The following is a 25,237-nucleotide window of genomic DNA, read 5'->3' as shown; positions in this document are numbered from 1 at the left end:
AGACAAGTAACAACATCACCAGTGTACTAATCTGTTGATGACAATTTGTGGAGAGATGGCTGAGTGGTTGAAAGCACCGGTCTTGAAAACCGGCATACGTTAATAGCGTATCTAGGGTTCAAATCCCTATCTCTCCGCCACTATTAAGAAGCCTCGCTAGAAATAGCGAGGCTTTTTTCATTTCAGCGCAAACTGGGAATGGTAGGGATTTAGTAAACCCCTAGTTGTGTTCGCCCCCAAACTAGGCGTCCCGAACTCCGATACTACCTAGAAAGCTCGTTGAGAAATCAACGGGCTTTCGTCGTTTCAGAGGTTTGAAAGTTATCTGAGGTTTTGCGTTAATACTTCTAATTAGGTGGCTCTGAGTACTGCCAGCGCAACTTTCAATGATAAACGATTGATAAGGTTGCACTGTCACTCGCCGTTTATAGTGGTGTTCATCCAAAGCTAAATTTACTGAATTTAAAATACAAAAAAGCCCAAGCTAACAGCTTGGGCTTTTCAATATCCGTTGCTTGGTAGAGTTATTAGAACTCTTTAGGAGCAAAACCGGTCATTACATCTAGGCGAAGCTCTTTACCAACTTTAGTTAGTGGGTGAACGATAACAAGACCTTTCACACGCTTCTTAAGTTTGCCGATATCCGCTTGTTCCGCTTTAGTGATTTCACGAGAGAATGGCATATCTAGCAGGCTCTTACGCTCTTTGTTTAGCTCGTAAGTTTGCTTATGCTTTAGTTGGTTTAGTTTCTTAGTTAGATCTTCAACTTCATTCGTGAACTTAGTAATCATTTCGTGATCACCACGAGAGCGAGCCGCATCAAGTTTACGTTGGCAAGTATCTAAACGGTTGTGCAGCTTTTGAATATCAGTTTTTATGCTCATGGTAATTAGACTCAAATTTTTAATGGTCGAGGAGTATAGCATAGCTGAAATTCAACGCTCTACTATACTGCTCGATCTAAGGATTTAGTTGATCAGTTCATTGCCAGATGTATTACCCGCAAAGAAAGCATCAATGTTGTTCAAAGTTACTGAAGCGATGTTGTTCAGCGCTTCGTGAGTCAAGAATGCTTGATGCCCCGTGAACAATACATTGTGGCAAGCGGATAGGCGTCGGAACACGTCATCGACAATTACGTCGTTTGATTTGTCTTGGAAGAATAGGTCTTTTTCATTGTCATACACATCTAAACCAAGAGCGCCAATTTTGCCTTGCTTTAGCGCTTCAATAGCCGCGACTGAATCCAGTAGTTCGCCACGGCTGGTGTTAATGATCATGACGCCATCTTTCATTTGAGAGAAGGCTTTCTCATTCAATAAGTGGTAGTTTTCTTCACTCATCGGGCAGTGTAGAGAAATAACGTCCGCGTTGGCATAAATCTCTTCGAGAGAGCAATAGCGAGCCCCCATTTCTAGCGCAAGTGGGTTTTCATAAGGATCATAGCAGAGCAGTTCCATGCCTAAGCCTTTGAAGATGCGCATAGTCGCGATACCAATTTTACCGGTACCAACAATGCCTACGGTTTTTCCATAGAAATTAAAACCCACCAAACCTTCTAGGTTGAAGTTTGCATCACGTGTGCGCTGATACGCTTTGTGTAGTCGGCGATTCAGACACATCATCATGCCTACCGTATGTTCAGCGACGGCTTCTGGGGAATAGGCGGGAACGCGTACTACTTGTAGTCCTAGCTCTTTTGCGGACTCTAAATCTACTTTGTCAAAGCCTGCACAACGCATAGCAATAAGCTTAGTGCCGTTTAGAGAAAGCTGTTTCAGCACTGGTGCAGATAAGTCATCGTTTACGAAAGCACATACCACTTCACAGCCTTGCGCCATTTTGGCTGTTTTAGAGGTCAATCGAAAATCGTGATAGTGGAACTCGAAGTTTCGATGGTTTTTGATTTTGTTGAAAGAGGCTTCGTCATAGGATTTTGCACTGAAAAAAGCAATGTTAAGCATAATTCCCTCTCTATTTGTGCTGAATTTATAAAGTAATACCCTTATAAAATAATCTAACTTAGTCGCAATAAGTAGTGATATTTACACACATTAAGTTTGCTTTAGTATTACCTTATGATTAGCATGGCTGCTCTTTTGTGTTCCCTTAAATTGTAAGAGTTAGGCGTTCTGGCGATGTCAGTAAAATGGTTGTCTTTAATCTTGTGTTGTTCTTTTATCCCTCTTACGCAGGCTGCTGTTGATCTGGTCAAAGTAGATAAATCAAAGCGCAGAATGTACCTAATGGAAAATGGCGAAGTGGTAAAAGAATACCGAATTGCGTTAGGTGCTAACCCCAAAGGACACAAACAGGAGGAAGGGGACAATAGAACCCCAGAAGGTGATTACACTCTAGATTATGTGATTAACGACTCAGCTTTCTATCGCTCTGTCCATATCAGTTATCCAGATGCGATTGACCGTTTGGAGGCGCATCGACGAGGCGTTTCTCCTGGCGGAGATATCAAGATCCATGGTTTAAAAAATGGTGAAACTCAACCACCCCAATTTATTCAGAGTTTTGATTGGACCAATGGCTGTATCGCCATTACCAACGAAGAGATGGATGAGTTTATCAAGTTGGTCAAAATGGGAACTCCAATTACCATAGAGTGGTAGTAGCGATCCTGATACCAACATTATGTTTGAGGTATAAAGCGGCTTGGGTGGTCGCTAAAGATGCCATCCAAAGTTGGCAAGTGTTTTAACTTGTTTGGATTATTGACCGTATAACACATCACCTTAAAGCCTGCTTGTTGTAGCTTCTTGATTTGACGTGAACGCACCCAGTTGATATTGAGATTACAACTGTAAGCACTTACCTCTTCTAACAACAGTTTGTCTTTACGAGTAAAGAACTCACTTAATACCCCCAATCGATAGCCTTCACAGTGCTTGTTCAGTGCTCTGATAACCTCATGGCTGAAGCTCGATAATAGGATGGACTCTTGAGCCAATGAACCTTTAGATAGGGCGCTAGCTACCATCTTGGCGACATCTTCTGCTGAATGATGATCGACTTTCACTTCGATGTTGAGGTTTAAGTTATTTTCTGCGGCGAGCTCTAGCAACTCTTCTAATGTCATAATGGATTCACCGATGAATTCATCGCTAAACCAGTGGCCAAAATCCAACGCTTTGAGCTCAGGTAAGGTCATTTGGTCAACTCGACCTTGGCCATTGCTACAACGGTTTACCGTGTGATCATGACAAACAACCAGTACGTTGTCTTTGGTTGGTTGAACGTCAACTTCAACCCAATTCAGGCCCATATCAATGGCCGCTTGAACACTGACTTTTGTGTTTTCTGGATACTTACCTGCCACGCCTCGGTGACCAATTAATAGCGTTGTCATATACGTCTATTCTCAATAAGAAACTACAAAGAATTGTACTCCTTTTTCTTTTCTCGAATAGAGTTTAAATGTATGGAGTTCTTTTCATTAATGGGGTCTGATGTTTCTTAAGAAGAAATTTCAATCATTTAATCATCATCGAGTAGAGAAAGACTAGCTTAGATAAGTATTCTAGGTAACATAAAGTGATTGGACTTTTGTGCTCTCATAGCCCAATTTTTTAGGGCGAATCTAAAGAGAGTGTGCAGTTATATTATCAGGGAGAGAAGTATGAAAATTGGTGTAATTGGCGCAGGTGCAGTAGGTGTCGGTGTATGTAACTACTTACTGACTATGGGCAGTGTGAGTGAATTGGTTCTATTGGACCAGAACTTAGAACGTGCCGAAGGGGAAGTGTTCGACTTTCGTCATACCGCGGCGCTTACGTTTTCCAAGAATACTCATATTATTCCTACCGATGATTATCTCGACCTCCTTAGTGCAGATATCGTTGTGATTACTGCTGGCGCGCAGATTAAGCAAGGTCAGACACGAATCGATATTGCAGAGATTAATGCTAAGATTGGTGTTGAAATTGCTCGAAAAGTAGAGAGAGTTGCTCCTAATGCAACATTGATTGTTGTTTCTAATCCTTGTGATATTGTCGCACACTTCATCGCGGCTAATACTGGTTTCGATAACAACAGAGTCATTAGCAGTGGCTGTGTGATTGATACGGCACGGTTGATGAGTATCGTCGCAAACCGTGTTGATTTGGATCCTAAGAACATTTTTGGTTATGTGCTTGGTGAGCATGGCAGTAACTGTTTCACACCCAAAAGCTTAATTTCTATCGCAGGTCAGCCCGCTGATTACTATTGTGATACGCACAATATACCGCGTATAGATGCAGATGAATTGCTCGAAGCAGTCAAACAAGCTGGGTATGAAATCTTTCGTCGCAAGCAAAATACGGTTCACGGAATTGCTGCAAGTGTGTTTCGTATTATCCAAGCCATCATGATTAATGAACGTTCTGTACTGCCAGTCGGCACTATGATGAAGGGACAATACGGTGTGAATGGTGTCATCCTCAGCTTACCAACCGTTGTAGGAAAAAAAGGTGCTGAGTCAGTGCTTACTCACCCTTTCACCGAAGAAGAACTAGAAACTCTTCAGGCGATCAGCAGTAATCTGCGAGGTATTGTTGAAGATGTTGCGAAAGTGACGGGCCTAAAGTTTTGATTCGTATATATAAATAAGTAAAGTTCTTCGTGATGTAAGCCGACTGAAAAGTGGGCTTTTTTTCTGCCTGAATTTTACATAGAAACCCTAGAATCTATGGTTGTTTAATCTGTAAATGAGTAATAGAATGCGAACCATTTTTATTTGAGTGATACTTGATTATGTCTCGAGTTTTGATTGTAGATGATGATGTTCCGTTGTGTGAATTGCTGGAAGCGGTATTACAAGAAGAGGGTTACACTGTTTCATCCGTCCATTGTGGAGAAAGTGCACTTCAGTATATGGAGAAAACGCCCGTTGACCTTGTTCTTCTCGACGTCATGCTACCAAATCTAAACGGTATGCAGGTCGCACGTCGTATTTGTCAACGTTTTGCCACTCCGATTTTGATGCTAACGGCGTTAAATGATGAGAACTCGATGCTAGACGGCTATCAAGCTGGAGCAGATCAATACATCGGAAAGCCCTTCAACGTTTCCGAGTTACTGATGCGTATTAAAGCAATTCTTCGTCGTGTAGGCTTGGAGCGTCAACGGCAAGTTATGCGTTGCACGGTACAAAGTATCAGTGAACAACTGGACACACTGCCATTGACTGGAACGGAAGCAGATTTGTTGAGTTATCTAGTTAAGAATCAAGGTGTCGTGATTTCTAAGGCAGAGTTGCAAATTAAGGTATTGAAGAAAGAGCTCAGCCCATTTGACCGTAATCTCGATATGCATATTAGCAATATTCGCCGCAAGCTAGTTGAAGCGGGTTTGGCTAAGCAACATATAAAGACATTTCGTGGCAAAGGTTATAGCTTTTTAGAGGCTGTAACCAGTTGATGAAGATTGCATGTCCCTCTTATTTCTTTAAACGAAAAGACAGCCTTGCGTTTAAGCTATTTAGCTATATGACCGCGATTGTAATTAGTATCTTAGCGGTCCAAGCTATCGCTGAACAAGCATTGGTCAAAGCTATGCTCAAAGTTCCCGCGGGTATAAAAGCAGAAATGCTCAATTTAGCTGACCAAGCGAACATCCTAATCGAAGAGGGGGATATGGATGAACTTGCTGATTGGTCAAATGCTCAACAATACTATCTGTTTGTACTGGACGACAATTACCAACCGTTGACGCACCGTATGATGCATCCTCACTTTGAATTCAAATTACGATTTAAGCGCAGTATTGAGGATCAGTTGGAAGGTCGAGTGAGCCGACCAATAATCAATATCCCTCTAGTAGAAAATAATAATCTCGTTATTCAGTTACCCCATCAATTGCACCCCGCTCATGATTTTATTCTGTATTTCTCGATATTGAAGGTTGTGATCGCTGGCGTGATCTTGGCACTGTTTTCATTGTTGATGGCGAGAAACTTACAACAACCGCTTGATAGGTTGAGAGAGGCGAGCAAAAAACTGTCAAACGGAGATTTTAATGTCAGTGTAGTGAGTGAACTTCAGTCCAATACGCTTGAGTTTAATGAGTTAGCCCAAGATTTTGATCACATGACAAGGGAAATTCATTTACTCGCAGAAAAGCAGCGCAGATTGATACGCGATGTCTCTCATGAGCTTAGGACTCCTTTGGCACGGCAAAACTTGGTACTACATTTATTGCGTAAGCGTGTTGGTGAAAATGAGCAAAGCCTTGTGACTCGTATGGAAGAAGAAGCGAATGAACTGAATCACCTTATTGGTGAGATTTTGGAGTTCAGCCGCCTAGAGAACGCTCGATATGATACAGAGTTAAAGCACAGTGATTTGAGCGCGCTCATCGCTCTTCAAATTGAACGTTGTAAGATCGATCTTAAAGGGGAACAAACTCTTTCTTTTTCGTCTGACATGGAGAGCACTGAAGCACAGTGTGTTGATACGCTAGTGTTCCGCTGTTTAAATAATTTAGTAGGAAATGCTATTAAATATGCAGGTGAGTTAGCGCAGATCAATGTCTCTTTATCCAGTAAACATACCGACAATCATGACTATTTAGCCGTCACTATTGCCGATAATGGCCCAGGCATTCCAGAAGAAAAGCTTTCGGATATATTTGACCCATTTACCCGATTGGATGCATCTCGTGATAAAAAGCGTGGAGGTTACGGTTTGGGTCTAGCGATAGTAAAGGAGTCTATGCGAATGATGGGCGGGCAGGCCATTGCATCCAATTGTCCTAAGGGAGGACTTTTGGTGACGCTGTTATTTAGGCAATAATTCGAAGTCACTTTAACAAAGCAATTATGTGAGTGACCTCTATTTAGTGAGGTATATAAGCCACTACTTCTTTACAAAGCTATACGAATGCAAAGAATGTAAATTTAATGCAAATGGTAATGGTTGTCATTTATATTCACTGCCGAAATAAATAAAAGGGAATCACATCATAGAGTGTGCGACCCGAAAATAGTCGGAGTGAAAGGATATGTTTACTAAGAGCCAATTGGCATTAGTGATCGGTGCGGTGCTAGCAGCGCCTGCAGTGGCAGAAGTTCAAACAACAGATGAACACCTAGTAGTAGAAGGCCGTGAGTTTGGTTACAAAGCGGATACCAACAGCACAGCAATGCGCATGGAAATGACGCAGCTGGAAACTCCAGGGCAGGTTGCTGTGATCGATGAAGCAGTCATCGATGAGCAGCGTGCAAGCACACTAGGTGAGGTTCTACAAAATGACGCAAGTGTTAGCGCGGGTGGTACAAGCCGTAACCGCGAGCGCTTCTCACTACGTGGTTTTGAACTAAGCAGCTCGGATGGCTTCCTACGTGATGGCCGTCAGCACTGGTCTCACTACCGTCAACCAATTGAGCTTTTAGAGCGAGTTGAAGTTCTTAAAGGTCCTTCAGGTCTACTTTATGGTAAGTCTGAGCCGGGTGGTCTTGTGAACATGGTTTCGAAGAAGCCAACAACAGAAACGCAAGCAAGCTTGAGTCAAGATATCGGCTCAAACGATCATTCACGTACAGTCCTAGACGTGAGTGGCGCATTGAATGAAGAAGAGACACTACGTGCCCGCGCCATTGTTGCAAAAGAAAGTTACGGCTCATGGCGTGAATACGGTGATGGTACAGAGCCACAAACTGATCGCGTTGTTGGTGGACTAGTTGTGGAATACGACATCACTGAAGATATTATGGTGTCAGCGCACTATGACCGCACTAAAGATGACGGTAGTGTTGATTCAGGTGCATACATTGTGGACGGTAAACCAGTCCGTGGTGACAAGTATATCTGGGATGCACAATGGTCAAAAATTGACAACGATGTAGAAAACTACGGTATCGACATCAATGCACAAGTGACGGATAGCGTAAACGTGAAAGCGGGCTACAACCGTCAAGATTTTAAGCGCTTTGATGTAGAGTCTTACCCGAAATTCGATAGGTACGAAGAAGACGGTACGATCAAGCACAAGGGTAACGAGCGCTCAGATAACTGGGTATTTGATACTGCTTACGTAGATGTGACGACAGATTTCTCTTTGTTTGGTACAGACAACACCTTCTTAGTCGGCGCAAACTACCTAGATTACAGTTACGACCGTTTTATGGCTTTCCATGATGGTGAGTATGTCCCTGCGGGTGAAACGGTCGTGAAGCCTCAGCCAACGAGTTCTAAAAAATGGCCGACTAGCGAATATGACACTTGGGGTATTTACGCGCAAAACATGATGACAATTAACGATTACTGGCAGGTACTTGCTGGTGTTCGTTATGATGAGAAACGCAGTGATGAACTGACAGAAAGTCAGGTTTCACCGAAGCTAGGTGTGATTTTCCACCCAGCAAGTAACGGCTCGATTTACGTTCAATACTCTGAGAGCTTTATGCCTCAAGGTACAGTAAATAGCACGGACTACACTAACGATGGTGAAGAGCTAGATGCAGAACGCGGTATCTCGTACGAAGTGGGTACCAAGTGGGAGCTATTTGATGAGCGTCTATACGTTACGGGTGCGCTATTCGATATCACCCTAGAAAACATCGCACTAGATGTGGAAGACGGTGTTAATGCTGGTGGCGATGTGATGTACAAGAAGACCCAAGATGGCGAACAAGTACACCGCGGTGCAGAAATCCTAGCGCAGGGCTTTGTTACTGAAGAGCTTTCACTAACGGCTTCTGCGATGTACCTAGATGCTGAAATCACTGAGAGTGCGGATTACAAAGGCAACCGTCCAGCAGACGTTCCTGAGTTTTCAGCAAGTGTTTGGTCAAGCTACAAAGTCCAGAACAGCACTAACGTGAACCTAGGTTTGATTTATGAAGGTGAGCGCTACGGCGACGCAGCGAACACATTTAAGAAAGATGGGTATGCACGTATTGATATGGGCGTGTCGTACACACACAAGTATGATGAGAACTTGGATATCGTAACTCGATTCAATGTTGAGAACCTGTTTGATACCGATTACCTAGCAGGTGGCGGTAGCACCAACAGTAAGCAAGATGGAGCGAGTGGTGTAGTGATTGGCGAAGGTCGAAACTACATGGCGACAATCCAGTTTAAATACTGATAACAAGCTGATTTTAAAAGGGGAAGAAGAGTCTTCCCCTTTAGTCGTTTTTGGAAAACAGAAATATAACTCGTATGAATCTAATGAAATCAAGTATCGCTCTGTTGATCTCATCGGTTTTGATTCCCGTTCAAGCGGAAAATCTTAACGATGCACAAGCAGTGCAGAGTAAAACCAACCAAGCGTCGGCAGTGAGCCAAAAGCGCATTGATGCAAGTGCAGAGAAGTCTTTGTCTCTAGAAGCTGAAATTGAGCAGCTGCAAGAAGAAGTCAGCAACTTGAAGATTTATCGCGATCACCTGTCAAATCTTGTCGAAAGTCAGAATGACGAAGTCGCAAGTTTGAATGAGCAGATTGAGCAGATCGCTCAGACTCGTCAAGGTGTAGTGCCTTTGATGTACCACATGCTTGATGGCCTTAAAACGATTGTGGCGAATGATAAACCTATCCGCAAAGCACAGCGTGAAGAGCGTATTGCCAAACTCGATGCCATGATGACCCGCGCAGACGTCGCGGATGCTGAGAAATTCCGTCGAATTCTAGAAGCGTACCAAATTGAAATGGACTACGGCACTAAGATAGGTGTTTACCAAGGTAAGATCGCCTTGGATAGCAACGACCAAGTTGAAGCCGATATTCTCTACCTAGGCCGTGTGTCGCTTATTGCGCGTAGCCTGTCAGGTGAGCATTTCTGGAGTTGGTCTCAGCAACAAAGAACATGGCAAGCCGTTGGAACGGAACAGAAAGCAGAACTCGATAACGCATTTGCTATGGCGAACAAACAGATAGCACCGAGCATGCTTACTTTGCCTGTGTCTCTAAACGTTGCGGAGGGCAAATAAATGATGAAGAAATGGCTATTGGTTGCATTGATTTCTACTGCTGCGCTTTTACCGCATACGACGTTTGCAAGTGACACTCTTCTGCAAAAAGCACAACAAGAAAATCGCCAACAGCAATCCCATAACGTGGCTCGTGAATCTGGTTTTAACAAAACTCAGCAAAAGCTACAGGTAATGAAAAATAAGCTTGTAGCAGAACGTGCGGCGCTGCAAGCAGAAGCTGACACCCTCGGTGTGACGTTCAGTGAAAATGAAGCGGAGCTGGCACAGCTAGAAGAAAAGCTACGCCTTGAAACAGGCAGCTTAGGTGAGTTGTTTGGTGTGGTTCGCCAAAATGCAAAAGAACTGGAAGCAGAACTTAAGCATTCTGTTACTGGTGTAGACGCAAACTCTTACCAGCAAAATATCGTCGACATTGTTGCCGCTAAATCACTACCAACATTGCCACAGCTTCAAGCAATGTGGCGCAGTATGGAAGAGCAAGTCAAAGCAAGTGGCGAGATAGCGAACGTGTCCTTCTCATTGCTTGATGGTGAAGGGCGTGAGCAAACCGTTGATGGTGTCCGCCTTGGCTCAATGGCGCTGTTGAACGATGCGGGTTACGTTAAATGGAATGGTCAACGCGGTGATGCAGTTAGCTATCTCCGCCAACCAGATAATGGCCCAACGGCAAGCAGCGTAAAGGCTGGTGAAATCGATGCCGTAGTGATTGACCCATCTCGTGGCATTCTACTTGAGCAATTAGCAAATTCACCAACCATGGCCGATCGCCTGAACGCAGGTGGTGTGGTTGGTAAGATCATTCTTGGCTTGTTAGCGATTGGTTTGATTATCGCGTTGGTTCGCGGTGTGTCACTAATGATTGCTCGTCAGAAAATCGCCAAACAGCTTAAGAATCCAGCTCAACCAGAAGATAACCCACTCGGTCGTATCTTAGCGGTTTACCAAAAAGACAAACACCGCAGTGTAGAAGCGCTTGAGCTTCGTCTACTAGAAGCGGTAGTGGATGAGCAGACTCACCTAGAAAAAGGTTTGTCGATGCTGAAATTACTTGCGGCGCTGGCACCGATGCTAGGTCTACTGGGCACAGTAACAGGCATGATCGAAACTTTCCAAGTGATCACTCAGTTTGGTAACGGTGACCCGAGAGTGATGGCTGGTGGTATCTCAATGGCATTGGTGACCACTGTACTTGGCTTGATCGCAGCGATGCCACTACTTCTGGCACACAACGTATTGAGCTCTCAAGCTGAGAACATTCGCAATATCCTTGAAAAGCAAGGCATTGGCCTTGTGGCAGAACAAGCTGAGCGTGATATGCCAAAAGGCCAAAAAGCACCGAATACTGTAGCGGAGAACGCAGCGTAATGGAGCAGATCCTACTCAACACATTGGGTTTGATCAGTGAGGATTGGGCCTCAACCTTGATGCGTTTTATGCAGCAAGGTGGCCAAATCCTATGGTGGTTGGCAGCCGTTGTTGCGGTGTGCTGGCTGCTGGTTATGGAGCGTGTACTTTACCTAACAATGGAATTTCCAAAGGTGAAGAAACAGCTTTGTGAGCAGTGGTCAGCAAGAGCCGATCATCACTCTTGGTACGCGCATCAAATCCGCGAAGGATGGATTGCCAAAGCGCACATTGAACTGCGTCAAAACCTATCAACGATTAAAGTTCTTGTGGCCATTTGTCCAATGCTGGGTCTACTAGGAACGGTAACAGGTATGATTACGGTTTTTGATGTGATGGCCACACAAGGTAGCAGCAATCCAAAATTGATGGCTTCTGGTATTTCACTTGCGACGCTGCCAACCATGGCAGGTATGGTCGCAGCACTTGCTGGCATGTTTGTGCATGCGCGCTTAAGCAAAGTGTGTGAACGCAAAGCCCTCCAGTTAGAACAATCTTTAAGGAGTCAGAGGTGAGACTCGGACGTAGAACCAATCGACAGGATGAAGCACAGATCGACTTAACCTCGATGCTAGATATTGTCTTCATCATGTTGATCTTCTTCATTGTGACTAGCTCATTTGTGCGTGAGTCTGGTGTGGAAGTGAATCGCCCTCAAGCATCGAATGTCGTTAGCCAAAAAGATGCGGGCATTTTTATTGCGGTAACTGCTGCTAATGATGTGTACATCGATAAACGTTTGGTGGATATCGAGCGTGTGGAAGCCACCATTGAGCACCTGTTGCTTGAGCAGCCAGACGCGTCGCTTGTGATTCAAGCTGATGAGCATGCTTACAACGGTACGGTGGTTAAAGTGATGGATGCAGCGAAAGGGGCTGGCGTGAAGAACATTGCTTTGGCGGCGGAGAAACCTTAATGGGTAGGCTGTTACTCGCACTACCAGCATCAATAATGATTGCGGTGAGCCTGTTTAGCTTTATGGCTTGGATGGTCGACAAAGGTAATCAGCGTGCACCTAAGCCTTCGGAGGCGGTGCGCTTTGATATGGTGATGGTAGAGAACGATGCTGATGTGCAACGTCGTCAACGCTCTGTACCTGAGCAGCCTGAACCACCAAAATCGCCAGAGCCGATGGATTTGTCTCAAGCGGAAACCCAAGTAGAGCCAATGAGCCAAGTCACGCCAATCAGCGCATTGGGTTTGAATACTGCGTTGGATGGTATCGCGATCAGTGCACCGAACTTAAAAGGCAGCATGGGCAACCAACAGGCGATAATGCTTTACAGCCCAGAGCCTCGCTATCCAAGTAAAGCGGTGAAGCGGAAGATCGAAGGCTACGTGACAATGCGCTTTACCATTGATGCGACAGGCCGCCCTAAAGACATTGAAGTGATTGATGCTAAGCCTAAGAGAATGTTTGAGAAAGAAGCCATTCGTGCATTGAAGAAATCGAAGTATCAGCCGAAGGTTGAAAATGGTGTAGCGGTCGAGCGCTTTGGGCAAACCAGAAGAGTGGAGTTCAAGTTAGCTAAATGATGAAGCAATTCTTAATCGGAGCGGTATTAAGCCTGAGCGCTTTTACCACTGTCGCGAATGAACTGAGTCAGTACACGGCGACTCGTGTTCAACGTGCTCATAACCTAGCGCAAGAAGAAAAGCTGCAAGAAGCCATTTCCACGCTTGAAGGTCTCGACTTATCTCGTGAGTATGATCAAGCATTTGTTGCTCGCATGCTGGGTATTTTCTACTGGCAGAACGAGCAAGTTAAGCCTGCGATCAAACAATTGGAGATCGCAGTAAATAGCGGTCTTTTGAAGGACGAGCAAGCTTGGCAAACACGCAAAATGTTAGCGGATATGCTGTTAAATGAGCAGCAGTTTTCTAAAGCGCTGCCTCACTACTACGACTTGAGCACATCAGTGCCAAAGAATCAAAAAGCGCACGATATTTGGTTGCGCATCGCGCAGTCTCACTATCAGTTGAGTCAATGGAACAAAGTGCTCTCTGCGATGGCACGATACGAGAAATTAGGCCAGCCAGATGAGATGGCTCCGTTGTCGATCAAATTGTCTGCAGAGCTTGAACTGAAAAAGTGGGGGCCTGCAACTGGCACGATCAAACGCTTGATTGCGATTGAGCCTGAGCGTGTGGAATGGTGGCGTCAGCTTGTTGCTCTGTATTTACGTGTTGATGATGACAAGCGTGCGCTGGATTCTCTTGCTCTTGCTAAATTACAAGGCGTCGCGTTGAACCAAGATGACTTAAGACTTCTTGCTCAGCTTTATGGCAAGCGTGGCATACCAGAGCGAGCTGCGAAAGTGTTGGGTGAGCTCGATGACATTAACTCAGACAGCAAACTGAAAGCTCAACAAGCGACTTTTTGGCAGATGGCTAAGGAGTGGGATAAGTCGATTGAAAGTTGGCGAGTGGCAGCAAAGTTGGATCGTCAATATTACTGGAACTTGTCTCAACTGCTTGTTCAAGAAGGTCAATACAAAGATGCGCTGGTTGCCTTGGACGAGGTCTCTGGGCGTAAAGCCGATGTGGCATTAGTGAAGACTCGCGCTTACTACAAGCTGAAACGTCTAGAAGATGCGCTAGCGAATGCCAAGCGCGCGAACGAGATTGAGCCATCAACCCAAGCTGAGAGCTGGGTGAAATACTTGTCTCAACTACGCAAAGCTAAGGCAAGTCAAAACAGCTAATCGTATTCAAATAAACCGAAAGGCCTGAGTGAAAGCTCGGGTCTTTTTGTTTGTAAACAGTGAATCTGGTTCGATCTCTTTTTAAATATCATAACGTTATAGTACCTTCATCCAGCGTTAAGACTGGAACGTCAGTTTCTCTTGTAAGGACAGTACTATGATTCTCGATTCTGCTATCTGGCTATGGGTCCCACTTATTCTCGCGATAGGTGCGGTGTTTTTGCGGCAAAAGGCGGTTGCTCTGGCTTTACTTGGACTCACCTTGTTGAGCGCATTGTTTGTCGGTCGGATGGAGTTCATCGCATTCACAAGCACTTTAGTGGTTTTGGGTGTTACGTATCGACTGCCCATGTTGGCATCCAACCAAAAAATGAAGCCCGTTTATTATTTGGGTTGGAGTGTCGTGATCATTTGGTGTGTGATGCTCTTTGTGCATCTCATTCCGGGTTTCAATAATCTACAAGTACTCGACAAAGTGACGGCAGGCCCACTGAGCGCACCTTTCTCGATGTATCTGAATTTAGATAAGCCACTGGCTCTTTTTGCTCTCTTTCTTGCTTACCCTCTTTTGCTGGGGAGCGAGGCTAAAGACAGAGTAAAGCCTGCATTGCTGGTGATGATCCCGTTACTTTCACTGTTGCCTATTGCCGCTATGCTTGGTGCATTAAAGCCAGAGTTGAGTTTGCCATCATGGTGGTGGCTATTTGCGTTGAACAACCTAATACTAACTTGTGTGGCTGAAGAAGCGCTGTTCCGAGGGTTTATACAGCAATCATTATCCCGCCGTTTTGATTGGCGACTAGGTTTGGTTATCGCTAGCATTTTGTTTGGATTGGCTCACTTTGCTGGTGGTCCTCTACTTATCGTTTTCGCAACCTTAGCGGGCCTTGGCTATGGACTTGTATTTCATTTCACTGGCCGCTTATGGTGCGCGGTGTTAGCTCATTTCTTATTTAACTTCTGCCATTTACTGTTCTTCACTTATCCCATTTTAGCTCGATAAGCTTCTCTTCATGTGCTCCCGTTGTTTCCAGTGGGAGCCTGACTCTGCCTCTAAACGTAAACAATGTAAATTAAATGCCAATACGAATGATTATCACCTAAATTAAGCCCTCATTTATTGGTGATGATTGTTTCCTATGTTGCTCAAAAGCAAAGGTGTGCAAACTTGGGCACGCCGTCTGCACATTTACATTTCGATGGCTCTTTTATTGGTGACGCTATTCTTTGCGTTAACTGGTATCACATTAAATCGCCCAGAACTGTTTGAGCGCAGTGAACCCATCATTCAGCAACACACGCTGACCATTCCGAATGAACAACTCTTTGCTAACGAGGGAAGTTTTCAACCTAATCGAGCAGCACTACTGAGTTTCCTCACCCAAGAAACAGGCTTACGAGGCACGCCATCAGCACTTGATGTGTACACCGAGGTTGAGGGCGGTGAGCTGCTCATTGGTGAGCTTTCTTTGGATTTCAAAGGCCCAGGTTACAACGCGACGGTATTCGTTGACATGACGACCGGTGAAGCTGAAATAGAAACCACCAATTACGGCATTGTTGCGCTATTAAACGATCTACATAAAGGGCGCAATAGCGGAGATGTTTGGAAGTGGTTTATTGATATCACCGCTTTGCTGATGGTCTTTTTTGTTTTGACTGGTGTGTGTCTGCTGCTTCCAAAGAAAAAGACTTTTAGAACCTCAATGCAGTGGATGTCTTTTGGCACTGTGTTGTCACTTATTATTTATTTTGCTGCTGTGCCATAGCGGCCTATTCAGAGAAAACCCGATGTTAAACAAAGGTCGATTCTTTCGTCACAACTCCTTTTGCAAAGTAGCTTTGATTGCTGCCTTAGCACCTTTGCCTCTATTGGCTGCTCCTTTTCCTGATAATGCCAAAGTCGACTTTGAGTTTGAGTTACCAAAGATTGATTCCTCGATGTATGCAAGACCTTATGTCGCAGTGTGGATCGAAGATGAAAAGCGTAAACCAGTCAAAACCATTCAACTTTGGGTAGGTAAAGATGAGTGGTTAAAAGATCTTCGTAGCTGGTGGCGCAAAGTGGGTCGCTACGATCGTGAACTCGTCGATGCTGTAACGTCAGCCACCCGTCCAGCGGGCCAATACCGATTCGTTTGGGATGGTACCAACGATGACGGTCAGCGCCTTGAGCAAGGTGATTACACGCTCCATGTGGAAGTGGTGCGTGAGCATGGTGGTCGCAACTACCTGCGTCAAAAAATTCAGTTAGCGGACAGTGAAGTGCGCTACCAAATAAAACCAACGGAAGAGACGGGCGTAATCACCGTCAATTACCAAGTTAAGTGATAGAGAAGGAATAATAATGAAAACCAAAATGAAAGCGGTGGCACTAGCAAGCGTAATGGCGATGAGTTTAGCTGCGGCGACAACGGCACAAGCGCACCCACGTTGGGTTCTACCTTCTCATTTCACGGTATCGAAAGAAGGTGGTGATTGGCTCACGTTCGATGTGACCGCATCTCACGGGACGTTTGTGTTTGATAAACCAGCAGGCAGTGAGCAAGCGTTGGTGATCATGCCGGATGGTCGTTCTGAGCGTCCTAACTTTGTTGTGCGTGGCAAACGCCGCTCGATGTTTGACTTCTATTTCGAAGAGGCAGGCACACACAAGGTGGCTATCAACAACCAACCTAGTTACTACACCCAATACAAAGCGGGCCGTCGTGACACGATTAAATGGGCAAAAGCGAGTAAAGCTGACCGTGCGAGCGTTATTCCGGAAAAAGCGCGTGATGTGGTGACTCAGCTAAGCTACACCCGCGCAGAAAGCTACGTAACAGTGGGCATGCCAACAGAAAAAGCATTGGAAATTGAAGGCAAATTGCTTGAGATGAAGCCGCTTACGCACCCTTCAGACATCATTGAAGGTGAAGAAGTGATCTTCCAATTTTTCTTCAATGGGGAACCTCAACAAGGTGTGACTGCGGAAATTACTCGTGAAGGTACGCTTTACCGCAACCATCAAGAGCAAATCGATGTAGTGAGTGATAAAAACGGCAAAATTACATTCACGCCGGAAGTGGCGGGCCGTTACCTGATGAAAGCCAACTACAAAGGTGAGCTGAAAAATGACCCACTAGCAGATAAAGCCAGTGCGAATGTTCACCTGACTTTTGAAACGCAACTTAACTAATCAAAGCTTGGCTCAGTGAAACACTGAGCCATTTTGGATACACCATGAAAAACCTTTCAATTCTTAAAGTCTCAGCTATTTTTGCTGGTTTTATTTCCTTTCAAGCAGCGGCGCATTTCCCATTGATGAGTTGCCATCTAGAGCAAGAAAAAGTGATCTGCGAAGCGGGCTACTCTGATGGTTCAACTGCAGTGGATTACGATGTTGAGATGTACGATTACGATGACAACTTGATTGCAAAAGTAACCACAGACAAGCGTTCGATTGCTGAATTTACTCATCCTCAAACGGACTTCTACCTTGTCTTCGATGCTGGTCACGAAAACCCAGTAGAAGTGGATGTGGTTGAGTTAAAAGAGAAATGATTACCCAGAAAGTTCGCCCAGATAATGGCAGTCGTGAAGGCAAATGGGTTGCTCTGACCATTGCTGGCATTCTCGCTATATCAACGCTTTTGCTGCCTTATCATCAAACCGAATCAGAACATACCGAAGCGCTCGCACATCAAGTATTGATTACCGATCTTGAACAAGAAGAGCTTGCCATGATTGCTGAGCTCAAACTTGCTCATGAGGAAATCCGTGATCTTCATATTGATGAAGGCCAATGGCCAGAAATCAGTGAGCTGGAAGAGTTTTGGGTTGCTCCATTTGTTAAAGACCAAAGCTGGCAGCGCAAAGGCTCTCATCAGTGGCAAAAACTGGATGCAGGTCTTTACATTGGTATGAGACAAGGTGAAAAGGGCTCGGCTTCGATGCTCCTAGATAGTCGTCATGAGCAAGCCGATATTTGGCTCTCTACATCCGCGTCAGCGGAACAATTGAGTCACCTTATCCAGCAAGAGGAGCGAAAGCAAAATGGCTGGCACCAGATTGTCTTAATGCCTTCATCCACTGCTACGCATGCCCACTAAGTCGTTATGATCAATCAATATTTCGATCAACAAGTCATCACGTTCAATAAGTAACCATCAATATGATAACAACTATGAAGAAGCGCGCCTTCTTACGTCGAATTCTAACGGCATGTACTTTACTGGCCGTATCCACTTCAACCTTCGCAGAGAAGCTGAACATAGGTATTACCTTGCAGCCTTACTACAGCTATGTCAAAGCGGTGGTCGGAGATAAAGCGGAGATCATTCCTTTGGTCGATGCGGGCTTTAATCCTCATAACTACTTGCCGCAACCGAATGATCTTAAGCGTTTGAACCAAATGGATGTGATTGTCGTGAATGGGATTGGCCATGACGATTTTGCACTAAAAGTGATCCAAGCGGCTCAACGTGATGACCTAGTGGTGATAGAAGCAAACAAAGAAGTACCGCTGTTACCAGCAATGGGGCAATCAGTCGGCAAAGGCGCGGTGAATCCACATACGTTTGTTGGCCTATCGACTACGATTCAAAAGGTTTACACCATTGCAAGTGAACTGAGTAAACTTGACCCAGAAAATGCTGCTTTTTACCGTAAAAATGCGCGAAAGTACGCAAAAGCGTTTCGCCTTTTAAAGCGTGATGCCATGTTGTCACTTGGGCAGTTAGATACGGCAGGCATGAAGGTTGCGACCACGCACAATGCTTACGGTTATATCTTGCAAGAGTTTGGTGTCGATGTTGCAGCGGTGATTGAACCAGCACACGGTGTTGAGCCAAGTGCTAGCCAACTTCAAGAAACCATCGAGAAGATCCGTCAATCTGGCATTGATGTGCTGTTTTACGAACTCAATATGCCTAACCGTTTTGTCGATACGATCGAAGAAGCGACTGGCGTACAGCTTTACCGTTTTTCTCATATGACCCATGGCGAGTACGAAGCCAATAAGGTTGAAGTTGAAATGCGTGAAAACGTCGCAACGCTTATTGAAGCAATGAAGTTCGTCGCAAGCAAACACGCGCAGGAGAAAGCGTGATGCCAGGTCCTTTTATTTCTCTTAACGGGGTAGGCCTGAAATATGGTGACAACCTCATTCTGCAAGGTATTCAAACCCAGTTCGAGGCGGGACAATGCCACGTCATTATGGGCCCTAACGGTGGTGGTAAGACGTCCCTGTTGCGTTCAGTGTTGGGCCTAACGCCTTTTACGGGTGATATCTCGGTTCATTGGCCAGATCCAAAGCAGACGCAACAAGCAGGTAAAATTGGTTATGTACCTCAAAAGGCCATGTTTGAAGCCAGTCTGCCACTTACAGTCATGGACTTTGTATTGCTGAATCAAACACGCGTTCCGCTGTTTTGGCGACGTAAGTCTAAGCAAACTCAACAAGCACTGACTCAGTTAGAGCGTGTGGGGATGGCAGCGCGCAGTGACCGTCGCATGGGACAACTATCAGGTGGTGAACAACAGCGGGTATTGTTTGCTCAAGCTTTGCTAGACGACCCAAGTTTACTTGTCCTAGATGAGCCAACAACAGGTATGGACGAGCAAGGGGTTCGTTACCTAGAGGGTTTGATTCATGAAGTGGTTGCAGAGGGGAAAACAGTTCTCGCTGTACATCATGATGTAACGGCTGTGCGTCGTTTGGATGCCCAGGTCTATGTTGTGAATCGTCAGATAGTCGCGTCAGGACATCACTCTGAAGTGTTAAGCCCAGAGCGAATTGAGTCTCTGTTTAAGCACTACACCGCGAAAGTGGAGGCTGCATAATGGATTGGTTAAGAGAACTGGCCCTGCATGGCGTTGAAGCGGGTTGGTTAAGCGACAGTTTTGCTTATGCGTTTATGGTTAACGCGATTGTCGCTGCGTTAATTTTGGGGCCTTTGTTGGGCGGTTTGGGCACGTTGGTGATTGCCAAGCGTTTGGCGTTCTTTTCTGAAGCCGTCGGTCACGCAGCTCTGACTGGTATTGCGATTGGTGTCCTGCTGGGCGAGCCACCAGAAAATCCATTTATTGGACTGTTTAGTTTCTGCATGATCTTCGCTTTATTGCTGCATTTCGTGCGAAATCGAACCAATGTTCCATACGATACACTCGTCGGGGTATTCCTCGCGCTGGCTTTGGCAGTTGGTGCTGCCTTGCTGATGTATGTGGCACGAAAAATCAATATCCACATGTTAGAGAACGTTCTGTTTGGCTCAATCCTGACGGTGACAGACAGAGATATTACGATTTTGGCGGTGAGTTGCTTGATCATTTTATTGTTGCTGATCCCGACATTTAACCGAATTTTGTTGACTTGCATCAGCCCAGATATTGCTCGTGTTCGAGGCTTTAATACCAGCTTCTACGACTACCTGTTCGTTATGATGATCACGCTTGTCACCATTGCGGCAGTGAAGATCATTGGTGCCGTGTTAGTCGGTGCGTTGCTACTTATCCCAGGGGCTACAGCACGTCTACTCACTAAGCGAATGGGTAGCTTTGTGTTGCTGTCATCCTTACTCGCGACCATCGCGTGCTTGGTGGGGACCGTCTTACCGATGGAGTTGGAACTTCCGGTGCCATCTGGCGCTTCGATCATTATCGTTTCTGCCATTTTCTTCTTAACCGCAACGATGTACCGCATCGTACATAAAGCTTAGTCAGGTATCTAAATATGAATACGAAAAAGCTAATCATCGGGTTGGGCATAATAGCAGCGAGTGCATATACGCCACTTACTGTTGCTAAAGACATTCTCACCAGTACCCCTGTCACTTACATGTTGTCACAGCAGTTGATGCAAGGAACAGGCATTGAAACCAGTTACTTACCACCTAAGCGATATGGCATTGAGCGTTTAGTTAACTGGTTTGGGAGCAAGGGTCAGCAACAAGTGATTAAAGCGGGACAGGATGCAACAGTTGCGGTCACGTTGGGGGCTATTTGGCATCAAGATCCTACCTTTGTTTACGCTCGTCAGGGTAACGTACGATTGATTGAAATTGATGCTTCCCAAGCAATTTCTCCAAGGGCGCAAGGGGTTGCGGCGTTGAAACTAGAAAACGGCGAAACGTCTAAATTTGCCTGGATGAACCCGACCAACTTGATTCGGATGGCTGCGATTGTCGGTGAGGATCTGCAAAAAATATACCCTCAATATCAAGAGCGAATTGAGAAGAACCAACAAGCATTGATGTTGAATGTACGAGAGCTTATTAATCAACAACAAGAAGTCATTTTCGAAAAAGAGATCGATTCGGTGGTATTGTTGGGAAAATCGTTAGAAGATTTCGCATCAGGTAATCAATTGTTTGTTGTCGATCGTCAATTCAAACCTGAATTGGAATGGACTGACAAAGAGAAACTATCTTTAAAAGCTCAATTTGAGGAAGATAAAACTCTGTGGTTGATCACAGATAAGCGACCGTCAAAAACACTGATTTCATTAGTAGCACAGGATCGCATACTGCAAATTGACGTTATTGACCGTTGGGGAAGCAAAGGTATCAAAACTGAGAAGCCACTCGCACGCTGGCAGTTGTAACACGCAAAACTCCACACAAATTATGAAGGGAACTGAAAAGTTCCCTTTTTTTATGTGATCTTGCTTAAGAATTAACCACAAATACCACCAATTGCATAAGAAAGTATTTGTTTCATTTATGTTTCATTACTACTTTGTTATCTGTTCGTTGCGATCTGGTTGCTGATTTTGCTGTCGGGACGAACCAGTACAAACAACTATACGGATGTTAACAATGAAAATGAAAACTCTAGCCGTTGCAGTGGCGGCACTAGCATGTGGTTCTCAAGCTTTCGCAGCAGAAGTTTATAACAGCGATGGCACATCAATGTCGATTGGTGGTCACGTTTCTGTAGGCGTGGGTGAGTACTTCAACGAGAATGTAGAAGTTCACCAAGTATCGCCGCGTATCAATGTCGCAGGTAAGAAAGATGTTGGTAATGGTGTAACAGTTGATGCGAAAGGCGAATGGGCTCTTAACTACCTAAACGGCGGCGATACTTCGTTCAAAACGCGTCTAGGTTACATCGGTGCTACACATGAGCAGTTCGGTCGTGTAGTTGCTGGTACTCAATGGGCTCCATACTATGATGTAGCTGGCGTAGCTGATATGCCAATTGCGTTTGCTAACGATTTTATTTACAGCAACCATGGTAACCTAGGTTCTGGTCGTGCTAACAAAATGTTGAGTTACCGTAAGGGCTTCGAATTTGGTGAAGGCTTTGGTTTAAACTTAGGTCTAGGTTGGCAAGGTGAGCACGATGAGTACGATGCACGTGGCCAAATTGCACTAAGCACGGAACTAGCAGGTTTTGGTTTAGGATACGTGTATAGCGGCGGTGATATCCAAGTTGGTGCTAAATCTGAGTCAGCGACATCTCACGTGCTGTCAGCGAACTATGGCAAATATGGTTCAGGTCTATATGCAGCTGTTGTTTATGGCATGAATGAATATTTCTTCGACGGTTACGAGGAAACGACTCAGCTAGAAGGTCTTTTAGCATATGGCGTCAATGATTGGACGTTCAGCGTGAACTACGAATCTGTAGAAGATGATAAAGCAAGCAAAACACTTTATAGCGAAGCTGCACTTCAAGCGGAGTATGCGGTTACGCCTTCTTTCTACACCTTTGCAGGTTACCAGTTTGACCTAGGTAACGATGTAGGTGCGAAAGAAAATGATTGGTGGACTGTAGGTGCACGTTACTACTTCTAACCAAGGACAGTTTCTACTGCCTAAACACATTTATTGTGTTAACGCCTACTCGTTGTGAGTAGGCGTTTTTCTTTCTGTTAAGCTCGGAAGGACAACATAGCTTGTGTTTGGATTAAAAATGCCCGCATTAAGCGGGCACTGAATTTTGTGAGTACTGCTATTTACGCTGGCACTATTTCGTTTCTAGTAAATCTAAGAAGAATGCGTATTCTAATGCGTCTTCTTTCAATCGCTTAAATCGACCTGATGCGCCACCATGGCCTGCTTCCATATCAGTTTTGAACAGCAGTACATTGTCATCGGTCTTCATTTCACGAAGTTTAGCGATCCACTTCATCGGCTCAAAGTATTGCACCTGTGAGTCATGCAAACCTGTTGTCACCAACATGTTCGGGTAGTTCTGAGCTTTCACATTATCGTATGGTGAGTAGCTCAGCATGTAATCGTAGTAGGTTTTATCGTTCGGGTTACCCCATTCGTCGTATTCGTTGGTGGTGAGAGGTATTGACTCATCCAGCATGGTTGTTACAACGTCGACAAATGGAACATGTGCGCCAATACCACGGTAAAGCTCTGGAGCTTGGTTGATAATGGCGCCCATCAGTAGACCGCCCGCAGAGCCACCAACCGCAAATACTTTATCTTCTGCCCCGTAGCCTTCTTCCACAAGTCCCTTAGTCACATCGATGAAGTCATTGAAGGTATTCTGCTTCGTTAGCTTTTTACCATCTTCATACCAAGGACGGCCAAGCATTTCCGAACCACGAATATGAGCGATTGCGTACACGAAACCGCGATCAAGTAAACTGAGGCGAGTTGAGCGGAACGTTGGCTCGATGGTGGAACCGTAAGAGCCGTAACCGTATTGGTAGATTGGGTTGGTGCCGTCTTTCTTAAAGAGGTCTTTGCGGTAAACCAATGAGACTGGCACTTGCTTACCATCACGAGCAGTAACCATGATACGCTCTGATTGATAGTTATCGGCATCAAAATCACCCAGTACTGGCGTTTGCTTCATGATTTCAGATTCACCAGAGTTCAGGTCGAAATCATAGTAAGTTCCCGGTGTGGTCAAGCTGCTGTAATAGATGCGAACTTTTGAGTTATCTAATTCATAGTTGCCTGTTAGGTAAGCCGCAAACGCGCTGTCATTAAATTCAAGTGGGAACTCTTTGCCCGTCGATAGTTGGCGAACCTTAACGGTAGATAAGCCGTTTGCGCGTTGCTCGTAGACAAGGTGGTCGTCGAACAAGTCGAAATCGACAAGCTGAGTGTTATCGTCGGCAGCAATGACATCAACCCATTTAGAGCGGTCGTGCATCTCTTCCGTTTTTACTTTCATCAAGCGGAAGTTTACGGCTTGGTAGTTAGTGTAGATGTAATACCACTCACCCAGTTTAGCGATGCTGTATTCAATACCAGTCTCTCTAGGATAGAAAGCTTTGGCTTTAGCGTTAGCGTTGTTAGCATCAATTACTGATACGCCACTTGTCTCTGTACTTGAGTGCCAAATGTAAACTTGCTCACCGTCTTTACTCTTACTCAAGAAGGTGTAGTAAGCGCTGTCGGTCTCTTCGTAGATCAGCTCATCGCTTGTCTGAGGGGTGCCTAGTACATGGCGGTAAACTTGATAACCCAACAGTGTTTGCGGGTCTTTCTTGATGTAATAGAAAGCTTGGTTATCGTTTTGCCACGCGATTGCGCTTGATGCGCCTTCAATTTCATCTTTTAGATATTCGCCCGTCATGAGGTCTTTGATCTTGATGGTGTAAATACGGCGGCTCAGCGTATCTTCACCGTAAGCCAGCATGTTTTCATTTGGGCTCACGTATAGACCGCCAATACTGAAGAACTCATGCTCTTTTGCCAGTTCGTTAACATCCAAGATGACTTGCTTATCTGTACCAGCAAAGTCTTTTGCACGCAGGTGTACTTCGTATTCGTTGTCGCCCGTCACTTCATTCGAGTAGTAGTAACTGCCTTTACGAACTGGAACCGAATTGTCATCTTTCGCAATGCGACCTTTGATCTCTTCAAACAGCTGTTCTTGTAGTGCTTCGGTGTGTTTCAGTACGGTTTCGGCGTACTGATTCTCTTGCTCAAGGTGTTGCAAGATTTCTGGATCTTGGCGTTCATCATCACGCATCCAGTAGTAGTTATCGACTCGTGTATCACCATGAATATTCATTGCATGAGGGACTTTTTTAGCAACGGGTGCTTGGGTTTGTTGAGCAACGAGTTGCGATTGGGAGTAATGGTTCATGGTTGGTAATCCTTGATTGCTGCATCCGGTGACTAGCGCGACCGATATGGCCAACGTGGTTAAAGTGAAACGCATCTATGTGTCCTTTTTGTGTACTCTTCTCGTGTCACTTTGCCATTCATTTATAGTGTGAGTAAAAGTACGTTTGTGTTCTTCCAGTGA

General features: G+C 45.0%; 26 protein-coding genes and 1 tRNA gene. 23 read left to right on the top strand and 4 right to left on the bottom strand.

Going from position 1 to position 25,237, the window contains the following annotated elements; all coding sequences use genetic code 11:
* Positions 1 to 49: 49 nt before the first annotated feature.
* Positions 50 to 140, top strand: a tRNA-Ser gene (locus tag ACTS60_RS19530).
* Between the two features lie 387 nt (positions 141 to 527).
* On the opposite strand, the gene ACTS60_RS19525 is transcribed toward ACTS60_RS19530, so the two are convergent.
* Both ACTS60_RS19525 and ACTS60_RS19520 read right to left on the bottom strand, forming a co-directional pair.
* Positions 528 to 884 carry a YibL family ribosome-associated protein gene (locus tag ACTS60_RS19525; RefSeq protein WP_071235255.1) on the bottom strand — a complete coding sequence of 119 codons (357 nt, stop codon included), beginning with the start codon at positions 882 to 884 and terminating at the stop codon, positions 528 to 530.
* A gap of 84 nt (positions 885 to 968) precedes the next feature.
* Entirely contained in the window at positions 969 to 1,964 is a 996-nt protein-coding gene (locus tag ACTS60_RS19520) for a 2-hydroxyacid dehydrogenase (protein WP_440889602.1), read from the bottom strand.
* A gap of 174 nt (positions 1,965 to 2,138) precedes the next feature.
* Here ACTS60_RS19520 and ACTS60_RS19515 point away from each other — a divergent pair, with 174 nt between their 5' ends.
* Complete coding sequence (locus ACTS60_RS19515; protein ID WP_440889601.1) at positions 2,139 to 2,621, top strand: L,D-transpeptidase family protein; 483 nt, start codon at positions 2,139 to 2,141, stop codon at positions 2,619 to 2,621.
* A 20-nt stretch (positions 2,622 to 2,641) separates the two neighbouring features.
* Here ACTS60_RS19515 and ACTS60_RS19510 read toward each other — a convergent pair whose 3' ends face one another.
* Positions 2,642 to 3,358, bottom strand: a complete 717-nt coding sequence (locus tag ACTS60_RS19510) for a glycerophosphodiester phosphodiesterase family protein (protein ID WP_440889600.1) — start codon at positions 3,356 to 3,358, stop codon at positions 2,642 to 2,644.
* Positions 3,359 to 3,628: 270 nt separating this feature from the next.
* Here ACTS60_RS19510 and ACTS60_RS19505 point away from each other — a divergent pair, with 270 nt between their 5' ends.
* The 21 genes from ACTS60_RS19505 to ACTS60_RS19405 all read left to right on the top strand — a co-directional run bounded on the left by ACTS60_RS19505 (position 3,629) and on the right by ACTS60_RS19405 (position 22,812).
* Positions 3,629 to 4,582: a lactate/malate family dehydrogenase gene (locus ACTS60_RS19505; protein WP_440889599.1), complete on the top strand. Its 954-nt coding sequence runs from the start codon at positions 3,629 to 3,631 to the stop codon at positions 4,580 to 4,582.
* Positions 4,583 to 4,743: 161 nt separating this feature from the next.
* Positions 4,744 to 5,409 carry a response regulator transcription factor gene (locus ACTS60_RS19500; protein ID WP_440889598.1) on the top strand — a complete coding sequence of 222 codons (666 nt, stop codon included), beginning with the start codon at positions 4,744 to 4,746 and terminating at the stop codon, positions 5,407 to 5,409.
* Positions 5,409 to 6,782: a histidine kinase sensor domain-containing protein gene (locus ACTS60_RS19495; protein ID WP_440889597.1), complete on the top strand. Its 1,374-nt coding sequence runs from the start codon at positions 5,409 to 5,411 to the stop codon at positions 6,780 to 6,782. Before ACTS60_RS19500 ends, ACTS60_RS19495 begins: the two co-directional genes overlap by 1 nt.
* 208 nt (positions 6,783 to 6,990) lie before the next feature.
* Positions 6,991 to 9,081, top strand: a complete 2,091-nt coding sequence (locus tag ACTS60_RS19490) for a TonB-dependent siderophore receptor (RefSeq protein ID WP_440889596.1) — start codon at positions 6,991 to 6,993, stop codon at positions 9,079 to 9,081.
* Positions 9,082 to 9,155: 74 nt separating this feature from the next.
* Complete coding sequence (locus ACTS60_RS19485) at positions 9,156 to 9,923, top strand: DUF3450 domain-containing protein (RefSeq protein ID WP_440889595.1); 768 nt, start codon at positions 9,156 to 9,158, stop codon at positions 9,921 to 9,923.
* Complete coding sequence (locus tag ACTS60_RS19480) at positions 9,924 to 11,291, top strand: MotA/TolQ/ExbB proton channel family protein (protein ID WP_440889594.1); 1,368 nt, start codon at positions 9,924 to 9,926, stop codon at positions 11,289 to 11,291. It abuts the gene before it with no gap.
* Positions 11,291 to 11,845: a MotA/TolQ/ExbB proton channel family protein gene (locus ACTS60_RS19475; protein WP_440889593.1), complete on the top strand. Its 555-nt coding sequence runs from the start codon at positions 11,291 to 11,293 to the stop codon at positions 11,843 to 11,845. Before ACTS60_RS19480 ends, ACTS60_RS19475 begins: the two co-directional genes overlap by 1 nt.
* Positions 11,842 to 12,246, top strand: a complete 405-nt coding sequence (locus ACTS60_RS19470; protein WP_005432634.1) for an ExbD/TolR family protein — start codon at positions 11,842 to 11,844, stop codon at positions 12,244 to 12,246. Before ACTS60_RS19475 ends, ACTS60_RS19470 begins: the two co-directional genes overlap by 4 nt.
* A complete protein-coding gene (locus ACTS60_RS19465) occupies positions 12,246 to 12,866 on the top strand; it encodes a TonB family protein (protein WP_440889592.1) in 621 nt (206 codons plus the stop codon). The genes ACTS60_RS19470 and ACTS60_RS19465 overlap by 1 nt, the downstream gene beginning before the upstream one ends.
* Positions 12,863 to 14,035 carry a hypothetical protein gene (locus tag ACTS60_RS19460; RefSeq protein WP_440889591.1) on the top strand — a complete coding sequence of 391 codons (1,173 nt, stop codon included), beginning with the start codon at positions 12,863 to 12,865 and terminating at the stop codon, positions 14,033 to 14,035. Before ACTS60_RS19465 ends, ACTS60_RS19460 begins: the two co-directional genes overlap by 4 nt.
* Before the next feature lie 157 nt (positions 14,036 to 14,192).
* Positions 14,193 to 15,038 (top strand): lysostaphin resistance A-like protein, encoded by an 846-nt coding sequence (locus ACTS60_RS19455; RefSeq protein ID WP_440889590.1) that lies wholly within the window; start codon positions 14,193 to 14,195, stop codon positions 15,036 to 15,038.
* Between the two features lie 136 nt (positions 15,039 to 15,174).
* On the top strand, positions 15,175 to 15,804 hold the full coding sequence (locus ACTS60_RS19450) for a PepSY-associated TM helix domain-containing protein (RefSeq protein ID WP_440889589.1): 630 nt from the start codon (positions 15,175 to 15,177) through the stop codon (positions 15,802 to 15,804).
* Between the two features lie 22 nt (positions 15,805 to 15,826).
* Positions 15,827 to 16,366 carry a DUF2271 domain-containing protein gene (locus ACTS60_RS19445; RefSeq protein WP_440889588.1) on the top strand — a complete coding sequence of 180 codons (540 nt, stop codon included), beginning with the start codon at positions 15,827 to 15,829 and terminating at the stop codon, positions 16,364 to 16,366.
* A 16-nt stretch (positions 16,367 to 16,382) separates the two neighbouring features.
* Positions 16,383 to 17,213 (top strand): DUF4198 domain-containing protein, encoded by an 831-nt coding sequence (locus ACTS60_RS19440; RefSeq protein ID WP_440889587.1) that lies wholly within the window; start codon positions 16,383 to 16,385, stop codon positions 17,211 to 17,213.
* A gap of 44 nt (positions 17,214 to 17,257) precedes the next feature.
* Complete coding sequence (locus tag ACTS60_RS19435; RefSeq protein ID WP_005432620.1) at positions 17,258 to 17,578, top strand: hypothetical protein; 321 nt, start codon at positions 17,258 to 17,260, stop codon at positions 17,576 to 17,578.
* Entirely contained in the window at positions 17,575 to 18,126 is a 552-nt protein-coding gene (locus tag ACTS60_RS19430) for a DUF6162 family protein (RefSeq protein WP_440889586.1), read from the top strand. Before ACTS60_RS19435 ends, ACTS60_RS19430 begins: the two co-directional genes overlap by 4 nt.
* Before the next feature lie 74 nt (positions 18,127 to 18,200).
* Positions 18,201 to 19,124 (top strand): metal ABC transporter solute-binding protein, Zn/Mn family, encoded by a 924-nt coding sequence (locus ACTS60_RS19425; protein WP_182052551.1) that lies wholly within the window; start codon positions 18,201 to 18,203, stop codon positions 19,122 to 19,124.
* Entirely contained in the window at positions 19,124 to 19,858 is a 735-nt protein-coding gene (locus tag ACTS60_RS19420; protein ID WP_440889585.1) for a metal ABC transporter ATP-binding protein, read from the top strand. Before ACTS60_RS19425 ends, ACTS60_RS19420 begins: the two co-directional genes overlap by 1 nt.
* Positions 19,858 to 20,733, top strand: a complete 876-nt coding sequence (locus tag ACTS60_RS19415) for a metal ABC transporter permease (RefSeq protein ID WP_440889584.1) — start codon at positions 19,858 to 19,860, stop codon at positions 20,731 to 20,733. The genes ACTS60_RS19420 and ACTS60_RS19415 overlap by 1 nt, the downstream gene beginning before the upstream one ends.
* Positions 20,734 to 20,747: 14 nt before the next feature.
* Entirely contained in the window at positions 20,748 to 21,617 is an 870-nt protein-coding gene (locus tag ACTS60_RS19410) for a metal ABC transporter solute-binding protein, Zn/Mn family (RefSeq protein WP_440889583.1), read from the top strand.
* Positions 21,618 to 21,831: 214 nt separating this feature from the next.
* The gene (locus tag ACTS60_RS19405; RefSeq protein WP_440889582.1) at positions 21,832 to 22,812 is read left to right on the top strand and encodes a porin; all 981 of its coding nucleotides are present in this window, start codon (positions 21,832 to 21,834) and stop codon (positions 22,810 to 22,812) included.
* 172 nt (positions 22,813 to 22,984) lie between these two features.
* Here the strand turns inward: ACTS60_RS19405 and ACTS60_RS19400 are convergent, their stop codons facing one another.
* Positions 22,985 to 25,150, bottom strand: a complete 2,166-nt coding sequence (locus tag ACTS60_RS19400; protein ID WP_440889581.1) for a S9 family peptidase — start codon at positions 25,148 to 25,150, stop codon at positions 22,985 to 22,987.
* Positions 25,151 to 25,237: the final 87 nt, after the last annotated feature.

It is taken from the genome of Vibrio sp. WZ-1, assembly GCF_052037695.1.
In the GTDB taxonomy this organism is placed as follows: domain Bacteria; phylum Pseudomonadota; class Gammaproteobacteria; order Enterobacterales; family Vibrionaceae; genus Vibrio.
This window is presented reverse-complemented; position numbering and strand designations above follow the sequence as displayed.